Source organism: Sulfitobacter sp. 1A13368, from assembly GCF_043557275.1.
Lineage (GTDB): Bacteria > Pseudomonadota > Alphaproteobacteria > Rhodobacterales > Rhodobacteraceae > Sulfitobacter > Sulfitobacter faviae.
On record NZ_JBIFFR010000008.1, the window covers coordinates 154,494 to 172,945 of the forward strand.

General features: G+C 64.4%; 19 protein-coding genes. 6 read left to right on the forward strand and 13 right to left on the reverse strand.

The window, feature by feature from the left end; all coding sequences use genetic code 11:
* Nucleotides 1–16: 16 nt before the first annotated feature.
* On the reverse strand, nt 17–2,401 hold the full coding sequence (locus ACGYK4_RS15810) for a transketolase-like TK C-terminal-containing protein (RefSeq protein WP_394457318.1): 2,385 nt from the start codon (nt 2,399–2,401) through the stop codon (nt 17–19).
* Between the two features lie 78 nt (nt 2,402–2,479).
* The gene (locus ACGYK4_RS15815; RefSeq protein ID WP_394431416.1) at nt 2,480–3,682 is read right to left on the reverse strand and encodes a methionine gamma-lyase; all 1,203 of its coding nucleotides are present in this window, start codon (nt 3,680–3,682) and stop codon (nt 2,480–2,482) included.
* A gap of 95 nt (nt 3,683–3,777) precedes the next feature.
* Here ACGYK4_RS15815 and ACGYK4_RS15820 point away from each other — a divergent pair, with 95 nt between their 5' ends.
* From ACGYK4_RS15820 to ACGYK4_RS15835, 4 genes are all read left to right on the forward strand, one after another.
* Nucleotides 3,778–4,257 carry an Lrp/AsnC family transcriptional regulator gene (locus tag ACGYK4_RS15820; RefSeq protein WP_209219245.1) on the forward strand — a complete coding sequence of 160 codons (480 nt, stop codon included), beginning with the start codon at nt 3,778–3,780 and terminating at the stop codon, nt 4,255–4,257.
* A 76-nt stretch (nt 4,258–4,333) separates the two neighbouring features.
* Nucleotides 4,334–5,407 (forward strand): serine hydrolase domain-containing protein, encoded by a 1,074-nt coding sequence (locus tag ACGYK4_RS15825; RefSeq protein ID WP_394457319.1) that lies wholly within the window; start codon nt 4,334–4,336, stop codon nt 5,405–5,407.
* A 16-nt stretch (nt 5,408–5,423) separates the two neighbouring features.
* On the forward strand, nt 5,424–6,560 hold the full coding sequence (locus ACGYK4_RS15830) for an aminotransferase (protein WP_394457320.1): 1,137 nt from the start codon (nt 5,424–5,426) through the stop codon (nt 6,558–6,560).
* Between the two features lie 12 nt (nt 6,561–6,572).
* On the forward strand, nt 6,573–7,535 hold the full coding sequence (locus ACGYK4_RS15835; RefSeq protein ID WP_394457321.1) for a pyridoxal-phosphate dependent enzyme: 963 nt from the start codon (nt 6,573–6,575) through the stop codon (nt 7,533–7,535).
* A gap of 21 nt (nt 7,536–7,556) precedes the next feature.
* On the opposite strand, the gene ACGYK4_RS15840 is transcribed toward ACGYK4_RS15835, so the two are convergent.
* Nucleotides 7,557–8,885, reverse strand: a complete 1,329-nt coding sequence (locus ACGYK4_RS15840) for a DUF2793 domain-containing protein (protein WP_394457322.1) — start codon at nt 8,883–8,885, stop codon at nt 7,557–7,559.
* A gap of 244 nt (nt 8,886–9,129) precedes the next feature.
* On the opposite strand from ACGYK4_RS15840, the gene ACGYK4_RS15845 reads away from it, so the two are divergent.
* Complete coding sequence (locus ACGYK4_RS15845; RefSeq protein WP_394457323.1) at nt 9,130–10,305, forward strand: nucleotide sugar dehydrogenase; 1,176 nt, start codon at nt 9,130–9,132, stop codon at nt 10,303–10,305.
* 33 nt (nt 10,306–10,338) lie between these two features.
* Nucleotides 10,339–11,367: a P1 family peptidase gene (locus ACGYK4_RS15850; protein WP_394457324.1), complete on the forward strand. Its 1,029-nt coding sequence runs from the start codon at nt 10,339–10,341 to the stop codon at nt 11,365–11,367.
* On the opposite strand, the gene ureG is transcribed toward ACGYK4_RS15850, so the two are convergent.
* The 10 genes from ureG to ACGYK4_RS15900 form a co-directional block, all read right to left on the reverse strand.
* Nucleotides 11,364–12,008: an urease accessory protein UreG gene (gene ureG, locus ACGYK4_RS15855; protein WP_394431401.1), complete on the reverse strand. Its 645-nt coding sequence runs from the start codon at nt 12,006–12,008 to the stop codon at nt 11,364–11,366. The genes ACGYK4_RS15850 and ureG overlap by 4 nt on opposite strands.
* The gene (locus ACGYK4_RS15860; protein WP_394457355.1) at nt 12,005–12,652 is read right to left on the reverse strand and encodes an urease accessory protein UreF; all 648 of its coding nucleotides are present in this window, start codon (nt 12,650–12,652) and stop codon (nt 12,005–12,007) included. Before ACGYK4_RS15860 ends, ureG begins: the two co-directional genes overlap by 4 nt.
* Nucleotides 12,645–13,151, reverse strand: a complete 507-nt coding sequence (gene ureE, locus ACGYK4_RS15865; RefSeq protein ID WP_394457325.1) for an urease accessory protein UreE — start codon at nt 13,149–13,151, stop codon at nt 12,645–12,647. The genes ACGYK4_RS15860 and ureE overlap by 8 nt, the downstream gene beginning before the upstream one ends.
* A 10-nt stretch (nt 13,152–13,161) precedes the next feature.
* Nucleotides 13,162–14,886, reverse strand: coding sequence for an urease subunit alpha (gene ureC / locus ACGYK4_RS15870; protein WP_394457326.1), 1,725 nt, complete (start codon nt 14,884–14,886; stop codon nt 13,162–13,164).
* The gene (locus ACGYK4_RS15875; protein WP_067263695.1) at nt 14,886–15,191 is read right to left on the reverse strand and encodes an urease subunit beta; all 306 of its coding nucleotides are present in this window, start codon (nt 15,189–15,191) and stop codon (nt 14,886–14,888) included. Before ACGYK4_RS15875 ends, ureC begins: the two co-directional genes overlap by 1 nt.
* Nucleotides 15,188–15,385 carry a hypothetical protein gene (locus ACGYK4_RS15880; RefSeq protein WP_073037937.1) on the reverse strand — a complete coding sequence of 66 codons (198 nt, stop codon included), beginning with the start codon at nt 15,383–15,385 and terminating at the stop codon, nt 15,188–15,190. The genes ACGYK4_RS15875 and ACGYK4_RS15880 overlap by 4 nt, the downstream gene beginning before the upstream one ends.
* 8 nt (nt 15,386–15,393) lie before the next feature.
* Nucleotides 15,394–15,696, reverse strand: a complete 303-nt coding sequence (locus ACGYK4_RS15885; protein WP_067263701.1) for an urease subunit gamma — start codon at nt 15,694–15,696, stop codon at nt 15,394–15,396.
* A 1-nt stretch (nt 15,697) separates the two neighbouring features.
* Nucleotides 15,698–16,495: an urease accessory protein UreD gene (locus tag ACGYK4_RS15890; protein ID WP_394431392.1), complete on the reverse strand. Its 798-nt coding sequence runs from the start codon at nt 16,493–16,495 to the stop codon at nt 15,698–15,700.
* 250 nt (nt 16,496–16,745) lie between these two features.
* Nucleotides 16,746–17,726, reverse strand: coding sequence for a zinc-binding dehydrogenase (locus ACGYK4_RS15895; RefSeq protein WP_394431390.1), 981 nt, complete (start codon nt 17,724–17,726; stop codon nt 16,746–16,748).
* Nucleotides 17,727–17,737: 11 nt separating this feature from the next.
* Nucleotides 17,738–18,349, reverse strand: coding sequence for a TetR/AcrR family transcriptional regulator (locus ACGYK4_RS15900; protein WP_394431388.1), 612 nt, complete (start codon nt 18,347–18,349; stop codon nt 17,738–17,740).
* Between the last annotated feature and the right edge of the window lie 103 nt (nt 18,350–18,452).

Here is an 18,452-nt window from a genome sequence, read left to right on the forward strand (position 1 = left end):
CCCCCCCCTTCGAACCTTAGCCCGCTACCCGGTGCAACATCTGGCGGCCCGGGGTCAGGCCCTGCACCTTTTCCACGATCGAGCGCGCGTCGATGCCGAAATGCCGGTAGAGGTCGGCGATGGTGCCGGTCTGGCCAAAATGCTCGACCCCGAGCGGCACCGTCTGATGGCCCACGACCGCGCCCAGCCAGGACAGCGTCGCCGGATGGCCGTCGATCACCGTCACCAGCTTGCAGTCGCGCGGAAGCTGACCCAGCAGCGTTTCGATATGGCTCTGCGCCGCGTGGTTGCCGCGCGCCCGGGCGCGCTGTGCCGCGGTCCAGCCGGCGTTCAGCCGGTCGGCGGAGGTCACCGCCAGCACGCCTACGTCGCGGCGGCCCTCGGCGATGCTGCCCGCGGCCTTGATCGCCTCGGGCGCCACGGCGCCTTGGTAGGCGATCACCACGTCGCAGTTCGGCCCGGGCTTGCGCAGCCAATAGGCCCCGTCGATGGCACCTTGGCGGAAGTCCTCGTCGACGCGTTTGCCGGGCTGTTCGATCGGGTTGGTGGTGAGCCGCAGATAGACCGAGCCGCCGGTCTCGTCGCGCAGCCATGTGCGCTCGTCCGGGTCGCCCTCGCCGTCGCGTTGCAAATAGTCGAAGGCCCACTGCATGATGACAGCAAGCTCATCGGCGAAGGCGGGCTCGAAACTCGCCAGCCCATCCTGACTCATGCCGATGAGCGGCGTGCCGATGGATTGATGCGCCCCGCCCTCGGGCGCGAGCGTCACGCCGGAGGGCGTGCCCACGATCATGAAGCGCGCATCCTGATAGCAGGCGTAGTTCAGCGCGTCCAAGCCGCGGGCGACGAAGGGGTCGTAGACCGTGCCGATGGGAATGACCCGCTTGCCGAAGAGCGAATGCGACAGGCCCGCGGCGCCCAGAAGCAGGAAGAGGTTCATCTCGGCGATGCCCAACTCGATATGCTGGCCCTCGGGCGTGAATTCCCATTTCGCGGTGGAGGGGATCTTCTCGTTGATGAAAGTGTCGGCCTGTTCGCTGCGGGCAAAGAGCTTGCGCCGGTTCACCCATGGCCCAAGGTTCGTGGTGCCGGTCACGTCCGGCGACATGGTCACGATCCGGGAGGCGAGATCGCTGTCGCCCTTGGACAGATCGTCGAGAATTTTGCCAAAGGCCATCTGCGTGGAGATCTCCCGGTCGCTCGACAGTTCGATCTGCGGCACCGGCAGTGTGGCATCATTGTAGCGGCGACGGCCCTTGGCGAAGAAGGGCACGCGATCTAGCGCCGCTTGCAGCGCTTGCGGGTCTTCTACGGTGGCGAAAGGCTCCCATTCCTCCCCCTCGGCCACGCCCATGTGTTTCTGCCAGTCGGCCATCTGGCTTTTGGTCATCAGACCGCCGTGGTTGTCCTTGTGCCCCGCAATCGGCGTGCCCCAGCCCTTGATGGTGTAGGCGAGGAAACAGACCGGGCGGTCGTGGTCGATGGCGGCGAAGGTTTCGGCCATGGTCTCAACGCAATTGCCGCCGAGGTTCTCCATCAGCGCGGCCAGTTCATCGTCGCTGCGCGCGTCGATCAGCGCCGTGACATCGCCCTGATCGGCAAGCGCCTCCATCAGCCGCTCGCGCCAGACCGCGCCGCCCTGATAGGTCAGCGCCGAGTAGAGCTGGTTGGGGCAATTGTCGATCCAGTCGCGCAGCTTGTCGCCGCCGGGCTCCTCGAACGCGGCCCGTTGCAGGGCGCCGTATTTCACCTTCACCACGTCCCAGCCGAAGGCGTCGAAAATTTGCTCGATGCGCTTGAACAGCCCCTCGCGCACCACCCCGTCGAGCGATTGGCGGTTGTAGTCGATGATCCACCACGTATTGCGCAGATCGTTCTTCCAGCCCTCCTGCAGCGCCTCGTAGATGTTGCCTTCGTCGAGTTCGGCGTCGCCGACCAGCGCCACCATGCGGCCCAGATCCACGTCCTGCCCCCAAGACTTTGCGGTGATGTAGTCCTGCACGAGAGAGGCGAAGGAAGTGACCGCCACGCCAAGGCCCACGGACCCGGTGGAGAAATCGACATCGTCCACATCCTTGGTCCGGCTCGGGTAGCTCTGCACACCCTGAAACCCGCGGAAATTCTCCATCTTCTCGCGGGTCTGGTTGCCCATGAGGTATTGCATCGCGTGGAAGATCGGCGAGGCATGGGGTTTGACTGCCACCCGGTCCTCAGGCCGCAGCGCGCTGAAATAAAGCGCCGTCATGATCGACACTATCGAGGCCGAAGACGCCTGATGCCCGCCCACTTTGATCCCGTCCACCTTGGGCCGGATGTGGTTGGCGTTGTGGATCATCCAGTGCGACAGCCACAGCAGACGCTGTTCGACGGTCTTGAGCTGTTCAGGGGCGAGAGCGGTCATGGCAGGTCTTTCATCTTGAGGATGCCTCGGGCGGTGCCCTCCTCGACACCGCCCGCGACTGGTCCGGTTCGTGCCGGATCAGGCCGCTTGCATGTTATGCGCCCCGAGCGCGGCGTAAAGGTCATCAATGATGTCTTCCGCCGATTCCAGCCCGACCGAAAGCCGCACCAACCCCTCGGCGATGCCGTGTTCGGCGCGTTCCTCGGGGGAATAGGTGGAATGGGTCATGCTGGCGGGGTGCTGGATCAGGCTTTCCGCGTCGCCAAGGCTCACCGCGCGCTGAATGAGCTTCAGCCGGTTCATGAAGGCGATGCCGCCCGCCTTGCCGCCCTTGACCTCGAAGGGGATCATGCCGCCGAAGTTGCCCATCTGCCGCCGCGCGAGTTCGGCCTGCGGGAAGCTTGCCAGCCCCGGGTAGGCGACATGCAGCACCGCCGGGTGCTGCTCCAGCGCTTCGGCGACCTTGGCAGCGGTGGCGCAGTGACGCTCCATGCGCAGTTCCAGCGTCTTGATCCCGCGCAAAAGCAGCATGGCGGTGAGCGGCGACATCACCGCGCCGGTCATGTCTTTCAGACCCACGAGGCGCACTTGCATCATGTCCTCGGCATTGCCCACCACGAGGCCCGCGACCACGTCGCCGTGACCCGAAAGGAACTTCGTCGCCGAATGCAGCACGATGTCGGCGCCATGTTCGATGGGCCGGGTGATGACCGGCGTGGCATAGGTGTTGTCGACCACCACCTTGGCGCCCACGCGATGCGCGATCTCGGAGATGGCGGCGATGTCCACCAGCCGGTTGTTGGGGTTCGCGGGGGTTTCGAAATAGACCACCTTGGTCTGGTCGCTGATCACCTCGGCGAGGTTTGCAGGCTCGGTCATGTCGACCAGCGTCACCTTGACGCCAAAGCGCGGCAGTCCGTGGGTCATGAAGGCGAAGGTGCAGCCATAAAGCGTTTTGTCGATGATGATCTCGTCGCCCGCCTGCAGGAAGGACCAGAGCGTCGAGGTGATCGCCCCCATGCCCGAAGCGGTGGCGAGGCCAGCCTCGGCCCCTTCGAGGTTGGCGATACGTTTTTCAAGATGGTCCAGCGTGGGGTTGCTGATGCGGGTGTAGAAATGCCCTTCGCGCTCGCCCGCGAACATGTCGCCGCCGGCTTCGGCAGTCTCGAAGGTGAAGGTCGAGCTCATGTAGATCGGCGGGTTCAGCGCGCCCTGTTCGTCCTGCGCGTCATAGCCGTGGTGGATGGCGCGGGTGGCAAAGGATTTCTGGTTCTCGGTCATGGCTGGCCCCTGTCTGAATTTGAGGGCATGATCCGATGGCGCAAGGGGCATTTGGTTGCTAATATATGCGCGAATTGCAGGAGATTTGGCATATCATGCCCCAAACGCCCCGATTGGACGCCACAGACCGCCGCATCATCCGCGCCCTGCAGCGCAATGGCCGGATGACCAACCTTGATCTGGCGGATGAAGTGGGCCTCTCGCCTTCGCCCTGCCTGCGCCGCTTGCGGGCGCTGGAGAAAAACGGCGCGATCCGGGGCTACAGCGTGGAGGTCGATGCCAAGGCCTACGGCCTGCCGGTGACAGTCATGGTGCGGGTGACGCTGGACGGTCACGACGAGGGCACGGTGCAGCGTTTCGAAAGCCAGATCCGCGCGATCCCGGAAGTGCTGGAATGTTTCGTGATGAGCGGGCTGTCGGACTACCTGCTGCGCGTCGTGGTGGGCGATCTCGAGGACTATGAGCGCTTCGTGCGGGCGCGGCTGCATCCCATCGGCGGCATCGGCTCGATCGACACCAGTTTTGTCTACGGCGTGGTCAAACGCTCTCAGGTCTATCCCGATATCGGCGATTGAGCGGTCGGAGACATTTAACCGGTTTACAATTCCGCCCCCCTTGGGAAATGTTCGCCCGAAGCCCCGAGGAGCCCCCATGACATTCGCCGCCACCCCCGCCCTGCAAGCCGTCGTCGACCATGCGCAAGCGCATGAGACCGACTGGCCCCGCTCGATGTACCACCCCGATGGCGCCTATGTCGGCAACCGCGAGTGGAACGAGAGCGGCCCTTGGACCGAGATCGTGGGCCCGGTGCGCCCGCGCGGCGGCCCTGCCGGGGTGATCCTGCATCGCGGCCAGCGCGTGGCCGACTGGGGCGATACGACACGCGCCGACATGACATTCTCCATCGCCAAGAGCTACCTGTCGGTGCTGGCGGGGCTGGCGGTGAAGGACGGGCTGATCGCGGACCTCGACGCGCCCGTGGGCGACAGCGTGCCGGGGCCGCATTTCGCAGGCGATCACAACGGGCGCATCACTTGGCGGCATATGCTGCAGATGAACAGCGAATGGCGCGGCGAGATTTTCGGCAAGGACGATCAGGTCGATCATTACCGCCAGATCGGGCCGGGGGCGGACAACAGCCGAAAGGGCCAGTTGCGGGAGGTCGGTGCGCCGGGGAGCCAGTATGAGTACAACGATGTGCGGGTGAACGCGTTGGCCTATGCGCTGCTGATGCGGTTCGGGCGGGCCCTGCCGGAGGTGCTGCGCGCGCGGATCATGGACCCGATCGGCGCCTCGCCGGACTGGCGGTGGGAGGGCTATTCGACCTCATGGGTCGAGGTGGACGGCTCCCGGATGCAATCGGTCACCGGCGGCGGGCACTGGGGTGGGGGCCTCTTCATCTCTGCCGAGGATCACGCGAAATTCGGCCAGTTCATCTGCCAGAACGGCAATTGGAACGGCGAACAAATTCTGCCCGAGGACTGGATGCAGCGGTCCCTGATGCCGACACCGACGCTCGACAAATACGGCTTCCTGTGGTGGCTGAACCGCGGGGCGGAAGCCGATCCGAAACTGCCCGATACCGCCTTCAGCGCGCAGGGCGCGGGCGGCCATACGATCTGGATCGCGCCCGAGCAGGAAATCGTCGCGGTGATGCGCTGGCTCGCGCCGACCGCCACGCCGCAATTCCTCCGCCGGCTCTTCGCCGCGCTGGCCGATAGCTGACACGAAAGGAAACACCATGCATATCAAGACCTTTGGGGTCGAAATGTGGATGAACGAATTCGAGAACCACTGCCGCTACAACCTCGCCGAGACCTGCGTGGACTCGATCACCTTGGGTGAGTTAATTGACATGGCGGGCGTCGACAATTCCGTGCTGGGCGAATTGCGCGAGATGCGCATGGGCTATGGCGCGATCGAGGGCACGGACCGGCTGCGCGACGCAGTGGCGGGGCTCTACGAGAACCAGTCCCGGGAGAACGTGCTGACCACCCACGGCACCATCGGGGCCAATGCGCTGGTTCATCAGACGCTGGTCAGCCGCGGCGATCATGTCATCGCCATCGTGCCGACCTACCAGCAGCATTACTCGATCCCCGAAAGCATCGGCGCCGAGGTCGAACTGCTGCATCTGCGCCCCGAGAACGGCTTCCTGCCCGACCTTGAAGAGCTGCGCGCGATGATGCGGCCCGACACGCGGATGATCGCCACCAACAACCCCAACAACCCGACCGGCGCGCTGATGGACCGCGCGATGCTCTTAGAGATCGCCGAGATCGCGCGCGGCAGCGGCGCATGGGTGCTCTGCGACGAGGTCTATCGCGGCACCGATCAGGCGGGGAACGGCTATACCGCCTCGATCTGCGATCTCTACCAGCGTGGTATCAGCACGGCGGGGATGTCCAAGGCCTATTCGCTTGCCGGGCTTCGCGTGGGCTGGGTCGCGGGGCCGAAGACCCTGCTGGAAGACATCATGATCCACCGCGACTACAACACGATTTCCGTCGGGCGGATTGACGAGTATTTCGCGGCCCTTGCCCTTGAAAACCGCGCCCAGATCCTCGACCGCGCACATCGGATCACGCGTGAGAACCTCGCGATCCTGTCGGATTGGGTCGAGGCCGAGCCGCTGATCTCATGGGTGAAACCGCAAGCGGGCACCACGGCGCTGCTGAAATACGACCTGCCGTTGCCGAGCCGTGATTTCTGCACGCAGCTACTGGAGGAAGAGGGCGTCCTCTTCACCCCCGGCAGCGCCATGGACATGGAGGGCTGGCTGCGCATCGGTTTCGCCAATTCGACGGCGGACTTGCGCGACGGATTGGCGCGTGTCTCCGCTTTCCTCGCGCGTCACGGTGCAGCACAGTCAAGCTAGATGGAGCCCATCATGCCGTCAGCCTCAGACCTGATCGCCCAAAGCGCCGCCCGTTCCTGCGTGGTTCATCGCAAGATCGCGGACGCGGTTTACCGCACCCCGGTGATCGCCTCCCGCTTGCCAATGGCAGAGGGCTCGCGGATGTTCTACAAAGCCGAGAACTTCCAGCATACCGGGTCATTCAAGCTGCGCGGCGCCAGTGCAAAACTGACGACGGTGCCGCTCGACCGGCCTGTCATCACCGCATCCTCCGGCAACCACGGCATCGCCTGCTCGCTTGCGGCCCAGACCACGGGGCATGAGTTGATCGTGGTACTGCCCGAAACCGTCGTCGCCAAGAAACGCAAGATCATTGAAAGCTACGGCACGAGGGTCGTGATCCATGGGGCGGATGCCTCGCTTTCAGAGCTGCATGCGCAGAGTTTGGCTGAGGCTGAGGGCTATACCTATATCTCACCCTACAACGATGCCGAGGTAATCGCGGGGCAGGGCACCGCCGCGCTGGAACTGCTCGACCAGATCGAAGGCATCGACAATGTCTTCGTCTCGATGGGCGGCGGTGGGCTGATCTCGGGCATGGGATCGGTGATCAAGGAATTCTCGCCGCAGACCCGCGTCATCGGTGTGAGCGCTGCGAATAGCTGCGCGCTGGCCGCGTCGATCAAAGCGGGCAAGATCGTCGAAACGGAACATCTCGACACGCTGGCCGATGGCGTGGCGGGCGGGGTCGATGCTGGCTCGATGACCCTGCCGCTCGCAAGCGCGGTGATCGACGAGATCATCCATTGCGACGAGGATCAGATCGCCGAAGCGTTAAAAGTGTTAGCTTGGGAAGAGAACATGCTGGTCGAAGGGGCCGCCGCTTTGGCGCTGGCGGCCTATCTGGCAGGGCCGCAGAACTACGCGGGCCAGACCTCTGTCGTTTTGCTATGCGGTGGCAATTATGAGGTCGAGCAGTTGCGCGGAAACATCTGACGGCTGCCCGGCCATTTCCCCTCAGCGCATGTCGAACCGCAGGTCGACCCAACGGCCATCAGGAATGTCACGAGGCGCACCGCCGGCCCAGCCGTCCTGCCAGATCACCTTGCGGGTGCGGATATCGAGCGTGCCCGCATCATAGCTGCACGCGACATGAACCAGCCGATTGCCATTCGCATCCTGCGGCGCTTCGATCTGCCAGCCGCGGCTGGCGAGCGGCGGCACATTCGACAATCGGTAATGGCCGAGCCCGATCCGTTCGAACCCTGCACCCAAAGGCACCGCAGGCTCTTCACTGCCATCGCGGAACAGGCGCACGATCGGGCTGGCTTCCTTGATGAACCCATTGGCATCCACGGTCGTATTCGCCCCGGACCACAGGGGCTGCCACGCGCCCCATGTCCCCGTCGCCCGGACACGAAAGGCCAGACCCGGCGTGTCGATTCCCAAGGCGAACTGCCACAGATAGGCGCTCTGCCCGCCCAAGGTGCTATTGCCGCAGAGCAGGCCGAAGACCCCATTCAGCGCCGGGAAAGGGTTGGCCCCGGAAGGCGCCTGCGCATGAGCGCCGCCATAGCTTGAAAAACTGCCCGAAAGATCATGCGCGTCGAGGTCCGTCACCAGCGGCCCCGCGTCAGCGCCGATGCCGAAATCCCCGACCCGCAGCAGCCGACCCACGGTCGCATCACCTACGTCCTGCGTCAGCGCCGCGCCTGAAGCGATGCCGCTCGCTGCGTCAAAGGCCAGTGCGGTGGTCCAACTGCTGCCATCGGCGCTGACCTTGATGGCGAAATCATCCTGCCCCGCCGTGCCCATCTCGGCACGGCCAGACCAATCGGTTTGGAACAGCAGGCTCGCGGTATCGGCGGCGCTGGCCTTGTTGAGCTTCAGCTGATGCCCCGCCCCTTCGTGGGTAAACAGGCTCGCCGGGGAGGAGACCGACAAGCGATTGCCACTGTCGTAATCCGTATTGACCCCCAGCCCGGAGAGGTTCGCCAGATCGGGGGGCGAGACTTCGGTCCAAGCCCCAGCCCCCCGACGGTGCAGAATCCCGGTCGATTTATCCAAAGCGACCCAGCCGTCTTGCGGGGCGGTGAACTGCCAAGTCTCTCCGACCCAGGCGGCCAGTTCACCGGGATGACCCGCCCAAACCTCTGTCGGCGCATCACCGAGGGCGTAAATCTCCCCCGCCTGCGGCAGGGCGGGCGGCGTGTTGGCGTCAAAGCCTTCGACCGCAAGCTGCACGAGAAGATCGAGCCGTTGCAGCGCTTCGTTATGGGTCACATGTTTTTGCGCCTGTGCGGGCATCAAATAGGGCAGGGATAGGCGCTCAGAGGTGTCGGGCATCGGGGCTCTCCGCGTTATGGGTCGCCTGAGACTGTGAGAAGGAAGTCTTGCCAGCCTGACAACCCACCGTTCGGGCCGCGCGCAACAAGCGGCGGTTCTGCCCCATCGCACGGCGCGGGCGGAAGGTTCACGATACGGCTTTCACTTTCGCCCAACCGCCCTAACTCTCTGTCAGGCGGAGCCTTTTCAAAACGAAAGCCGCAGTTTAACATTACGCCACGCCGCGCAAGAAAGGCCCACGCTTATGTCCAAGACCAAGATCGCCGTTGTCGGTATCGGCTACGTCGGGCTTTCGAATGCGGTGCTGCTGGCGCAGCACAATGAGGTAACAGCGGTCGATTTGAACGCAGAACGGGTGGCGCAAGTGAATGCCCGCCGCGCGCCAATCGTCGATCCGGAGATCGAGCAATATCTCGCGGAAAAGCCCCTCACCCTCCGGGCCACGACCGACGCAGAGGCGGCATATCGCGAGGCTGAATACGTGCTCATCGCCACGCCGACCAACTATGACCCGCGCACCAATGTCTTCGACACCTCCAGTGTTGAGGCGGTGGTGCGGGATGTCTTGGCGGTCACCAAAACGGCCACCATCGTCATCAAATCCACCGTCCCGGTGGGCTATACCGCGGGCCTCTCCGCCGAGTTAAGCAGCGACCAAGTGATCTTCAGCCCGGAATTCCTGCGCGAGGGCCGCGCGCTATACGACAACCTCCACCCCTCGCGCATCGTCGTCGGCGAAGACAGCCCACGCGCCCGGCGCTTCGCGCAACTGCTGGCCGAGGGGGCAATCGCCGACGACATTCCCATGCTCTTTACCGGTGCGTCCGAGGCGGAGGCGGTCAAGCTCTTTGCCAATACCTTCCTTGCCATGCGGGTGGCCTATTTCAACGAATTGGACAGCTACGCGCTGACCAATGGGCTGGATACGCGGCAGATCATTGACGGTGTCTGCCTCGACCCGCGCATTGGTGGGCATTACAACAACCCGTCGTTTGGGTATGGGGGCTATTGTTTGCCAAAGGATTCCAAACAGTTACTGGCCAATTACTCTGACGTGCCACAAAACCTGATCAACGCCGTGGTCCAGGCAAACCGCACCCGCAAGGATTTCGTCTCGGAGCAGATCCTGGCGCTTGGCCCTCAGCGGGTGGGCATCTACCGGTTGGTGATGAAGGCCGGGTCGGACAACTTCCGCCAAAGCTCGGTCCAAGGGATCATGAAGCGGCTCAAGGCCAAGGGCATCGAGGTGATCGTTTATGAGCCGGTGTTGCAAGAGGAACGCTTCTTCGGCTCCGAAGTCACCCGCGATTTGGAAGCGTTCAAGACGCGCGCGGATGTGATCGTGGCCAACTGCAGTCACCCCGATCTGGCGGATGTCCCCGACAAGGTCTTCACCCGCGATCTTTTTGGCGCGGATTGACGCGCCAACGTAATCCAAACTCTCGAAGGCAAAATGCGCAATACGATCGACAGCAAGAACTGGTGGACCCTGCCCACGGGGCCACGAAATACCATCTGCGATGTCGCGGGGGTGGGTGTGGGCAGCCAAGACCTACGCGGGGAGGGGCTTTGCTCCGGGGTGACGGCAGTTCTGCCGCATGAAGGTGATCTTTTCCGCAATCCGGTGCCTGCGGGCGTCGCCGTGCTGAACGGTTTCGGCAAAAGCGCGGGCCTGATGCAACTGGCCGAACTGGGCCAGATCGAGACGCCGATCCTGCTGACCAACACCTTTGGCGTCGGCCCCTGTAGCACGGCACTGATCCGGCGGGCGGTTGCAGAAAACCCCGAGATCGGGCGGGGCCTTTGCACGGTCAACCCGCTGGTTTTGGAATGCAACGACGGCACGGTGAACGACATTCAGGCGCTGGCGGTGACCGAGGATCACGCGCAGGCGGCGATTGCGGCTTGCGGGCCAGCGTTTGCGCAGGGCACGGTCGGGGCCGGTAGCGGGATGAAGACCTTCGGCTATGCTGGTGGTCTCGGCTCTGCTTCGCGGCGGGTCACCCTGCCGGGCGGCGCGGGGTTCGACCTTGGCGCGCTGGTCTTGTCGAATTTCGGCCAGCAAAGCGCGCTGCGGGTTTTTGGCCAACAGCTGCCGCCGCCGGGGCCGGGGGATGACCCCGACAAGGGCTCGATCATCATCATTCTGGCGACCGACGCGCCGATGGGCTCGCGGCAGTTGACCCGCATGGCCCGGCGCAGCGCCGCGGCCCTTGGCCGGTTGGGCAGCCACATCGGCCATCAAAGCGGCGACATCGCGCTGGCCTTTTCGACCGCCAACCGCATCACGCGCGGCGGGGCCGATACGCAGAGCGTCGAGCGGTTGAACGAAGACCGGATGGATGCCTTCTTTATCGCCGCGGTCGAAGCGGTTGAGGACGCGATCCTCAACGCGCTTTGGCATGGGGTGCCGCACCGGGGCTATGATGGCAGCCTTCTGCACGCCTTCCGCGACCGGATGGCCGAGGTCTACCGCGATTAAGCCGCGCTCACCGGGTCCATGGGGGCGAGGTCGAGCCCCCCGACCTGCGCCAGATGCGCCAGCAGCGCGTCGATCCCCTCGCCGGACCTTAACGCACAGAAGACCGTCGGCAGGTCCGGCCGCATCCGCGCGCTGTCGCGCTCCATGACCTCGAGCGAGGCACCGACATGGGGGGCAAGGTCGGTCTTGTTGATGACCAGAATGTCGGACTTGGTGATCGCCGGGCCGCCCTTGCGGGGGATCTCCTCCCCCGCCGCCACGTCGATCACATAGAGCGTCACATCCGCGAGTTCAGGGCTGAAGGTGGCCGACAGGTTGTCGCCTCCGCTTTCGATCAAGACCACTTCCACATCCGGGTGCCGCGAAACCATCTCCGCCACGGCGGCAAGGTTGATCGAGGCATCCTCGCGAATTGCCGTATGCGGGCAGCCGCCGGTCTCGACCCCGATGATACGGTCTTGCGGCAGCACCTGCATGCGCATCAGCGCCTCGGCATCCTCTTGGGTGTAGATGTCATTGGTGATTACGCCGATGGACAGCCGATCCCGCAGCGCGCGGCTGAGCGCGGCGGTCAGAGTGGTCTTGCCCGCGCCCACCGGGCCGCCGATGCCGACGCGCAAAGGGCCGTTGTTGCGTTTCATGTGCGGAAAATCCTTGAATATTGGGTTTCGTGTTTCATCGCGGCGATGTCGCAGAGAAAGGCGGTGGAGGAGAGATCGTCGAGCGTGCCGTCCTCTGCCGCCGCGGCGACCTCAAGACAGAGTGGCGCAAGGCCGCGGATGACGATCTGCCCCTCGGTCTGTCCCAAGGGGATCAGGCGCATGCCCGCGGTGGCGAGGTTGGCGGTGAAGGCGTGCAAGAACATCTCAAGCGTTTGGCGCAGCGGCAGCCCTTGCAGCCGTGCGGCGCGTCCGACGGAGACGGGATAGCAAAGCGGCGGCATGTCGTGCTGCCAGATCGCGGCGCTGGCGCGGGCAAAGGCTTCGCCCTGTAGCACGGTCTCTTTCAACCGCTCGGCAGAGGCGGCAAAGGCGCGGGCCTGCGCGTCGATCTCCGATGGGTCATCCGCGCGATAAGCCGCCGCAAGGAAAAGCGCATCCGCCTGACCCGCCCCATGCCGCAACACGCCGCCCAGCCAATCGGCCAAGCTGTCTTGCCCCGCCACATCCCCGTTCTGCACCGCCCATTCCAACCCATGGCTATAGGCGAAGGCGCCCACCGGGTAGGAGGGCGACAGCATCTGCACCAAGGTCAAAAGGGCGTCGGCCTGTAGGGTGTCAGCCATGCGCATGGTCATGCGGGTGGTCGTGATTGTGAACAGCGTGGTGAACATGGCCGTGATCATGCCCATGGGTGCGCCCATGGCCATAGGCACCGCCTTCGGGGCGGAAGGGGCCGGTGATCTCTCGCGTGGTGGCACCGATCTGGCCGAGCATCTTGGCGATCACATGGTCGCGCTGAATCACCAGCCGGTCGGCGTCGATCTGGCAGGGGGTATGGCGGTTGCCGATATGCCACGCGATGCGCGGCAGGTCTGGGCCGGTCACCTCCAGCAGAGCTTCGTCGGCAGCCACTACTTCGATGAGACGCCCGTCGGCTAGCACGAAGGCGTCGCCGTGGTCGAGCGAGGTGGTCTGCGCCAGATCGACCAGAAACGCTAGCCCGTCCGCCGTGGTCAGCACCTTGCGGCGCAGAAAGCGCCCGTCATAGGTCAGCTCGACCCGGTCACTGGCATCGGACCACGCTCCGGCGCGGCGCATCTCTTGGCAAAGGATTGGGGTCATCTCGGTCTCTTCAAAACAGGAAATAGCGCTGCGCCATGGGCAGCACGGAGGCGGGTTCACAGGTCAACAATTCACCATCCGCGCGCACCTCATAGGTCTCGGGGTTGACCTCAACCTCGGGCAGCGCGTCGTTCAACTTCAGATCGCGCTTGCCGATCTCGCGGGTGTTGCGCACCGCAAGCGTCTGTTTGGCAAGGCCGAGGTTGCCGCCCACTCCCGCGGCCTCTGCCGCTTCGCTGACAAAGACCACGGCGGAGTTTTCCACCGCCCGGCCATAGGCGCCGAACATGGACCGCGAATAGACCGGCTGCGGCGTGGGGATCGAGGCGTTGGGGTCGCCCATCTGCGCGCAGACGATGCTGCCGCCGAGCAAGACCATCTCGGGCTTCACCCCGAAAAAGGCGGGGTTCCACAGCACCAGATCGGCGCGCTTGCCCTCTTCGATGCTGCCGATATGGGTCGAGATGCCATGAGCGATGGCGGGGTTAATGGTGTATTTCGCGATGTAGCGGCGCACACGGAAATTGTCGTTGTCGCCCGTCTCTTCGGGCAGCCGCCCGCGCTGCTTTTTCATCTTGTCGGCGGTCTGCCATGTGCGGATCAAGACCTCTCCGACCCGGCCCATGGCCTGACTGTCAGAGGCGATGATCGAGAACGCCCCCATGTCATGCAGAATGTCTTCGGCGGCGATGGTCTCTCGCCGGATGCGGCTTTCGGCAAAGGCCACATCCTCGGGGATCGACTTGTCGAGGTGGTGGCAGACCATGAGCATATCCAGATGCTCTTCCAAAGTATTGACCGTGAAGGGCCGCGTGGGGTTGGTCGAGGAGGGCAGCACATGCTCTTCGCCGCAGATCTTGATGATATCTGGCGCATGGCCCCCGCCCGCGCCTTCGGTGTGGAAGGCGTGGATCGTGCGGCCTTTCATGGCCTTCACGGTATGTTCGACAAAGCCGCTCTCGTTCAGTGTGTCGGTGTGGATCATCACCTGCACGTCCATCGCATCGGCCACGCCAAGGCAGCAGTCGATGGCCGCCGGGGTGGTGCCCCAATCCTCATGCAGTTTCAGCGCGCAGGCGCCTGCGTTGATCTGCTCTTCCAACGCGGCGGGTTGCGAGGCATTGCCTTTCCCAGCAAAGGCGAGGTTCATCGGAAAGGCATCGGCGGCCTGCATCATGCGCCCGATATGCCAGCCGCCCGGCGTGCAGGTGGTGGCCAAAGTGCCATGCGCAGGGCCAGTGCCGCCGCCGAGCATGGTGGTCAGTCCCGAATGCAGCGCGTCTTCGATCTGTTGCGGGCAGATGAAATGGATATGGCTATCAAACCCCCCGGCGGTGAGGATGCGCCCCTCGCCCGCGATCACCTCGGTCCCCGGCCCGATGATGATATCGACCCCCGGCTGCGTGTCGGGGTTGCCTGCCTTGCCGATCTTGGCGATGCGCCCGTCTTTCAGGCCGACATCGGCCTTGTAGATGCCGGTATGATCGACGATCAGCGCATTGGTGATGACCGTGTCCACGGCGCCGCCCGCGCGGGTGACCTGCGACTGGCCCATGCCGTCGCGGATCACCTTGCCGCCGCCGAATTTGACCTCTTCGCCGTAGGCCCGGCCCTCGCCGGTGGTCAGGTCACGCTCGACTTCGATAATAAGGTCCGTATCGGCCAGCCGCACCCGGTCGCCCACCGTGGGGCCGAACATGGCGGCATAGTCACCGCGTTTGATCTGTGCAGGCATCAGAGGTCTCCCATCACCGCGCTGTTAAAGCCAAAGACCCGCCGCGCCCCGCCGATCGGGATGAGCGCGACCTCGCGCCGTTGGCCGGGCTCGAAACGCACCGCAGTCCCTGCCGCGATGTCGAGGCGCAAGCCCCGCGCGGCGGCGCGGTCGAACTCAAGCGCGGGATTGCTCTCGGCGAAATGGTAGTGGCTGCCGACCTGCACCGGGCGGTCGCCGGTATTGGCGACCATCAGCGTGATCGCCGTGCTGTCGGCATTGAGGGTCAACAGGCCCTCCGCCGGAATGATCTCTCCGGGGATCATGCTTTGGCGGTCTTCAGACGCCGCAGGACGAGGATCCCCCCCGATAGCGCAAAGGCCGCGGCGGCGATCAGGTAGACGGCGAGCGATCCGTCACCCTCTCCGCCATGGCTGTGGGGGAGCGGCGCGCTATGGGCGAAGGCCGCCATGGCGAGCGACATAAGCGGCAGGGCAAGAAGGGGGGCAAAACGCGGCATGGGATATCCTATCTGATGGGGTTGTGCACGGTGACCAATTTGGTCCCGTCGGGAAAAGTGGCTTCGACCTGCACCTCGGGGATCATTTCGGCCACCCCCTCCATACAGTCGTCGCGGGTGATGACATGGGCACCGGCCTGCATCATATCGGCCACGCTGCGGCCATCCCGCGCGCCTTCGACAACGGTGTCGGTGATGAGCGCGATGGCCTCGGGGTGGTTCAGCTTGACCCCCCGCGCAAGGCGCTTGCGGGCGACCTCGGCAGCCATTGAAATCAGCAGTTTGTCTTTCTCTCGCGGGGTCAGTTGCACGTCAGGTCATCCATGATCGGGGAAGGGTGTCACCGCTCAACGTGCCCAAAATCGGGACGAGCGATTGGCGAAGGTCGAAACTATCTGCGGCGAGGATCCGGGCGACCAGCAGGTCAGGACCGATGAGACTGGCCCCGGCGCTGTCGGGCAATTGGGCGCGAAGCCGGGGCAGCCGCGCTTCGGCATCGGGGGCCACATAGATCAGCGTGGCAAGGGCACCGGCCCCGGCCGCGATGTGCGGCGCCCCCAGATGCGCGGTGACATCGCCGCTGAGCGTCATCGCGTCGTGAAAAAGCGGCTGGCCCGCGCGGTTGACCTCGATCCGGTCGCGGAAATGGGCATGACGCAGGGTTTCGCCCATAGCGGCGCGGCCAAAGACCAGCGGCTCCACCAGCAGGAGAGAGGCGTCTTGCGCCAGTTCGACCGTCAGATGCCGCCGCAGAGCGCATCCGTCGTAGAGAATGGTCTCTTGCGGCAGCCAATGCAGCGTCGCGCCGGAGTCGACGGTAAGGGTGTTGCGCAGGGCTGCCACTTGCCCCGGTTGCGCGCGATAGGCGCGTTCGGCGGCCTGCGTGGTGAGGCTGAGCGCCGCTTGCGCTTCGGCACGGGCCGTCAGAGCAAAACTATCGCCGCCGGTGATGCCGCCTGCGGAATTGATGACGATCGCTTGCAACAGCGCGGGGTCGGGGCGGGGGAAGAGCAGCTTCATCGCGCCCGACTGGCGCAATTCGCCGATTGTCGACCCGCCCCGCGCAGCCTTGGCCGAGACCATCGCAGCACCAATAGCGCGTGGCTGCACCGGGGTCGCTTGGGGGCTGTTTATGCTGCTGTCGATGAGAATGAGGAACGCTCCGCCCGGTAAAGTCTGATGATTTTTCAATCACCATAGAGACGGGGTAAAGTCATCGCCGAGGCGGTTCGGAGCCGCCTGCACGGCGGGTTTGCCTGAAAAATGGGCGGAAAATCGCGGTGCTGTCCGAAACTTGGGCATTCCGAGCATGGGGCGGCGGCCCCGGGGAGGGAGGGCCGCCGCTGTCGTCAAATTCCGATCACGGGCGCAGCATGACCTTGCCGCCACGGCCCGTGGTCAGCGCAGCTTTCATCGCCTCGGTCACCTCGGCCAGCGGGTAGATGCCGCCGGTGTCGAGGGGCAGTTGGCCCTTCGCGGCCAGTTGCACCAATTCGCCAATCAGGCGGCCCCGCGTCTCAGCCGCCATCTCGCCGCTGACGCGCGAGCCCCAGAAGCCTTTGACGGTGATGTGCTTCATGATCAATTCGCCCGAAGACATGGAGAGCGGCTGGCCCGTCGCCGTGCCGAAGACGATCAACTCTCCGTCCTTCCCCAGCAGTTCGACCAGTTGGCCGCCCAACTCGCCACCGACGGAATCGATGGCCGAGACCGCGCCCTCTTTGCCGATCAACTCACGCGCTTTGCTCTGCCAATCCGCATCTTCGGTGGAGAGGACATGTTCCGCGCCGGTGTCGCGCATCTCTTCGGCGGCGCCTTCGCGGCGGACGAGGTTCAGCAGGTTGACGCCGCGCGCCTTGGCCAGACCGACCATGATCTTGCCGACCGCGCCATTGGCGGCGGTTTGGATCAGCCAATCGCCTTCGCCGACCTTGAGGGTCTCCAAGAGGGACAGGGCGCTGAAGGGCATGGCAATCAACTGCGCGCCGGCTTCGTCCGAGATTGCCTCGGGCAGGGGCAGCAGGCCCGCGGCGGGGGCGGTGAAATACTCAGCCCAAGCGCCGTGGAACCCGGCAGCTGTGACGCGTTTGCCGATCAGAGCCTCATCAACGCCTTCGCCCACGGCCTCGACGATGCCAAGCGCTTCGGAGCCGCCGATGGCGCCGGGCAGTTCGGGCTTGTAGCCATAGTTGCCGCGCACGGTCCAAAGGTCGTGGTTGTGGATGGGCGAGAGCACCATGCGCAGCAGCGCTTCGCCTGCGGCGGGCGCGGGCTTGTCGGTTTCGCGGGTGGTCAGAACCTCGGCGGGCTCGCCGAATGTGTCGTGGATGGCAGCGAACATGCTGTTTCCTTTCAGGTTGGGAATTGGCCCCCGGTGGGGGAGAGTTGGGCAGAGGTTTCAGCGCGCGCCATGCGCAGGGGCGCATCGCTGCGTGCCAGTTTGGCCAGCACCGCAGCGCCGAGCCATTTGGCATAGAGCATGCGGGCTGTGGTCTCAGGGTCTTCGAGCACCCGGACGGTCCCATCCTCTGCGCCTTGGCGCAGCAATTGGGCAATTCGGGCGACCAGAGCATCGACACCCTGATCGAGCGTTTCGCGCATCGTTTCCGACAGGTCGGCGACTTCGGATCCGAGTTTCACCACCAAACAGGCGCTGGCGATCCCCGGGGCGCTGGATTGGTTGAGCCATGCATCCCAGAAACTGTCGAGCTTGTCGCCCGCCGTTCCCGGGGCCGCGATCAGCGCATCGACACGGTCGAGATAGGCCTCGACGTAATCGGCCAACATCGCGGTGCCAAAAGCCTCTTTCGACGCGAAGTAATAGTAGAAAGAGCCCTTGGGCACGCCGCTTTCGCTCAGAATGCGCGACAGGCCAACGCCAGAGAACCCGTGCCGCAGCACGAGGCTGCGCCCTATGTCCAAAATGCGTTGCCGCGTCTGATCTGATTTCTTTGCCTCTGTCATACCGGGGCACCTAAGGAATAATAGACCGGTCGTCTAGTGCGCTCGCGCGAATGTGAGATAGCCAAGTTGAACGAGGCGCCAAACCAGAAAATAGCGAAAAAAC

What these genes read in the sequence shown, in the direction of transcription:
- ACGYK4_RS15835 (WP_394457321.1), top strand. Translation starts at nt 6,573, where the DNA reads ATGCCGTCAGCCTCAGACCTGATCGCCCAAAGCGCCGCCCGTTCCTGC.
- ACGYK4_RS15820 (WP_209219245.1), top strand. Translation starts at nt 3,778, where the DNA reads ATGCCCCAAACGCCCCGATTGGACGCCACAGACCGCCGCATCATCCGC.
- ACGYK4_RS15850 (WP_394457324.1), top strand. Translation starts at nt 10,339, where the DNA reads ATGCGCAATACGATCGACAGCAAGAACTGGTGGACCCTGCCCACGGGG.
- ACGYK4_RS15810 (WP_394457318.1), bottom strand. Translation starts at nt 2,401, where the DNA reads ATGACCGCTCTCGCCCCTGAACAGCTCAAGACCGTCGAACAGCGTCTG.
- ACGYK4_RS15840 (WP_394457322.1), bottom strand. Translation starts at nt 8,885, where the DNA reads ATGCCCGACACCTCTGAGCGCCTATCCCTGCCCTATTTGATGCCCGCA.
- ACGYK4_RS15895 (WP_394431390.1), bottom strand. Translation starts at nt 17,726, where the DNA reads ATGTTCGCTGCCATCCACGACACATTCGGCGAGCCCGCCGAGGTTCTG.
- ACGYK4_RS15845 (WP_394457323.1), top strand. Translation starts at nt 9,130, where the DNA reads ATGTCCAAGACCAAGATCGCCGTTGTCGGTATCGGCTACGTCGGGCTT.
- ureG (WP_394431401.1), bottom strand. Translation starts at nt 12,008, where the DNA reads ATGAAACGCAACAACGGCCCTTTGCGCGTCGGCATCGGCGGCCCGGTG.
- ACGYK4_RS15825 (WP_394457319.1), top strand. Translation starts at nt 4,334, where the DNA reads ATGACATTCGCCGCCACCCCCGCCCTGCAAGCCGTCGTCGACCATGCG.
- ACGYK4_RS15875 (WP_067263695.1), bottom strand. Translation starts at nt 15,191, where the DNA reads ATGATCCCCGGAGAGATCATTCCGGCGGAGGGCCTGTTGACCCTCAAT.
- ureC (WP_394457326.1), bottom strand. Translation starts at nt 14,886, where the DNA reads ATGCCTGCACAGATCAAACGCGGTGACTATGCCGCCATGTTCGGCCCC.
- ACGYK4_RS15880 (WP_073037937.1), bottom strand. Translation starts at nt 15,385, where the DNA reads ATGCCGCGTTTTGCCCCCCTTCTTGCCCTGCCGCTTATGTCGCTCGCC.
- ACGYK4_RS15830 (WP_394457320.1), top strand. Translation starts at nt 5,424, where the DNA reads ATGCATATCAAGACCTTTGGGGTCGAAATGTGGATGAACGAATTCGAG.
- ACGYK4_RS15860 (WP_394457355.1), bottom strand. Translation starts at nt 12,652, where the DNA reads ATGGCTGACACCCTACAGGCCGACGCCCTTTTGACCTTGGTGCAGATG.
- ACGYK4_RS15900 (WP_394431388.1), bottom strand. Translation starts at nt 18,349, where the DNA reads ATGACAGAGGCAAAGAAATCAGATCAGACGCGGCAACGCATTTTGGAC.
- ACGYK4_RS15815 (WP_394431416.1), bottom strand. Translation starts at nt 3,682, where the DNA reads ATGACCGAGAACCAGAAATCCTTTGCCACCCGCGCCATCCACCACGGC.
- ureE (WP_394457325.1), bottom strand. Translation starts at nt 13,151, where the DNA reads ATGACCCCAATCCTTTGCCAAGAGATGCGCCGCGCCGGAGCGTGGTCC.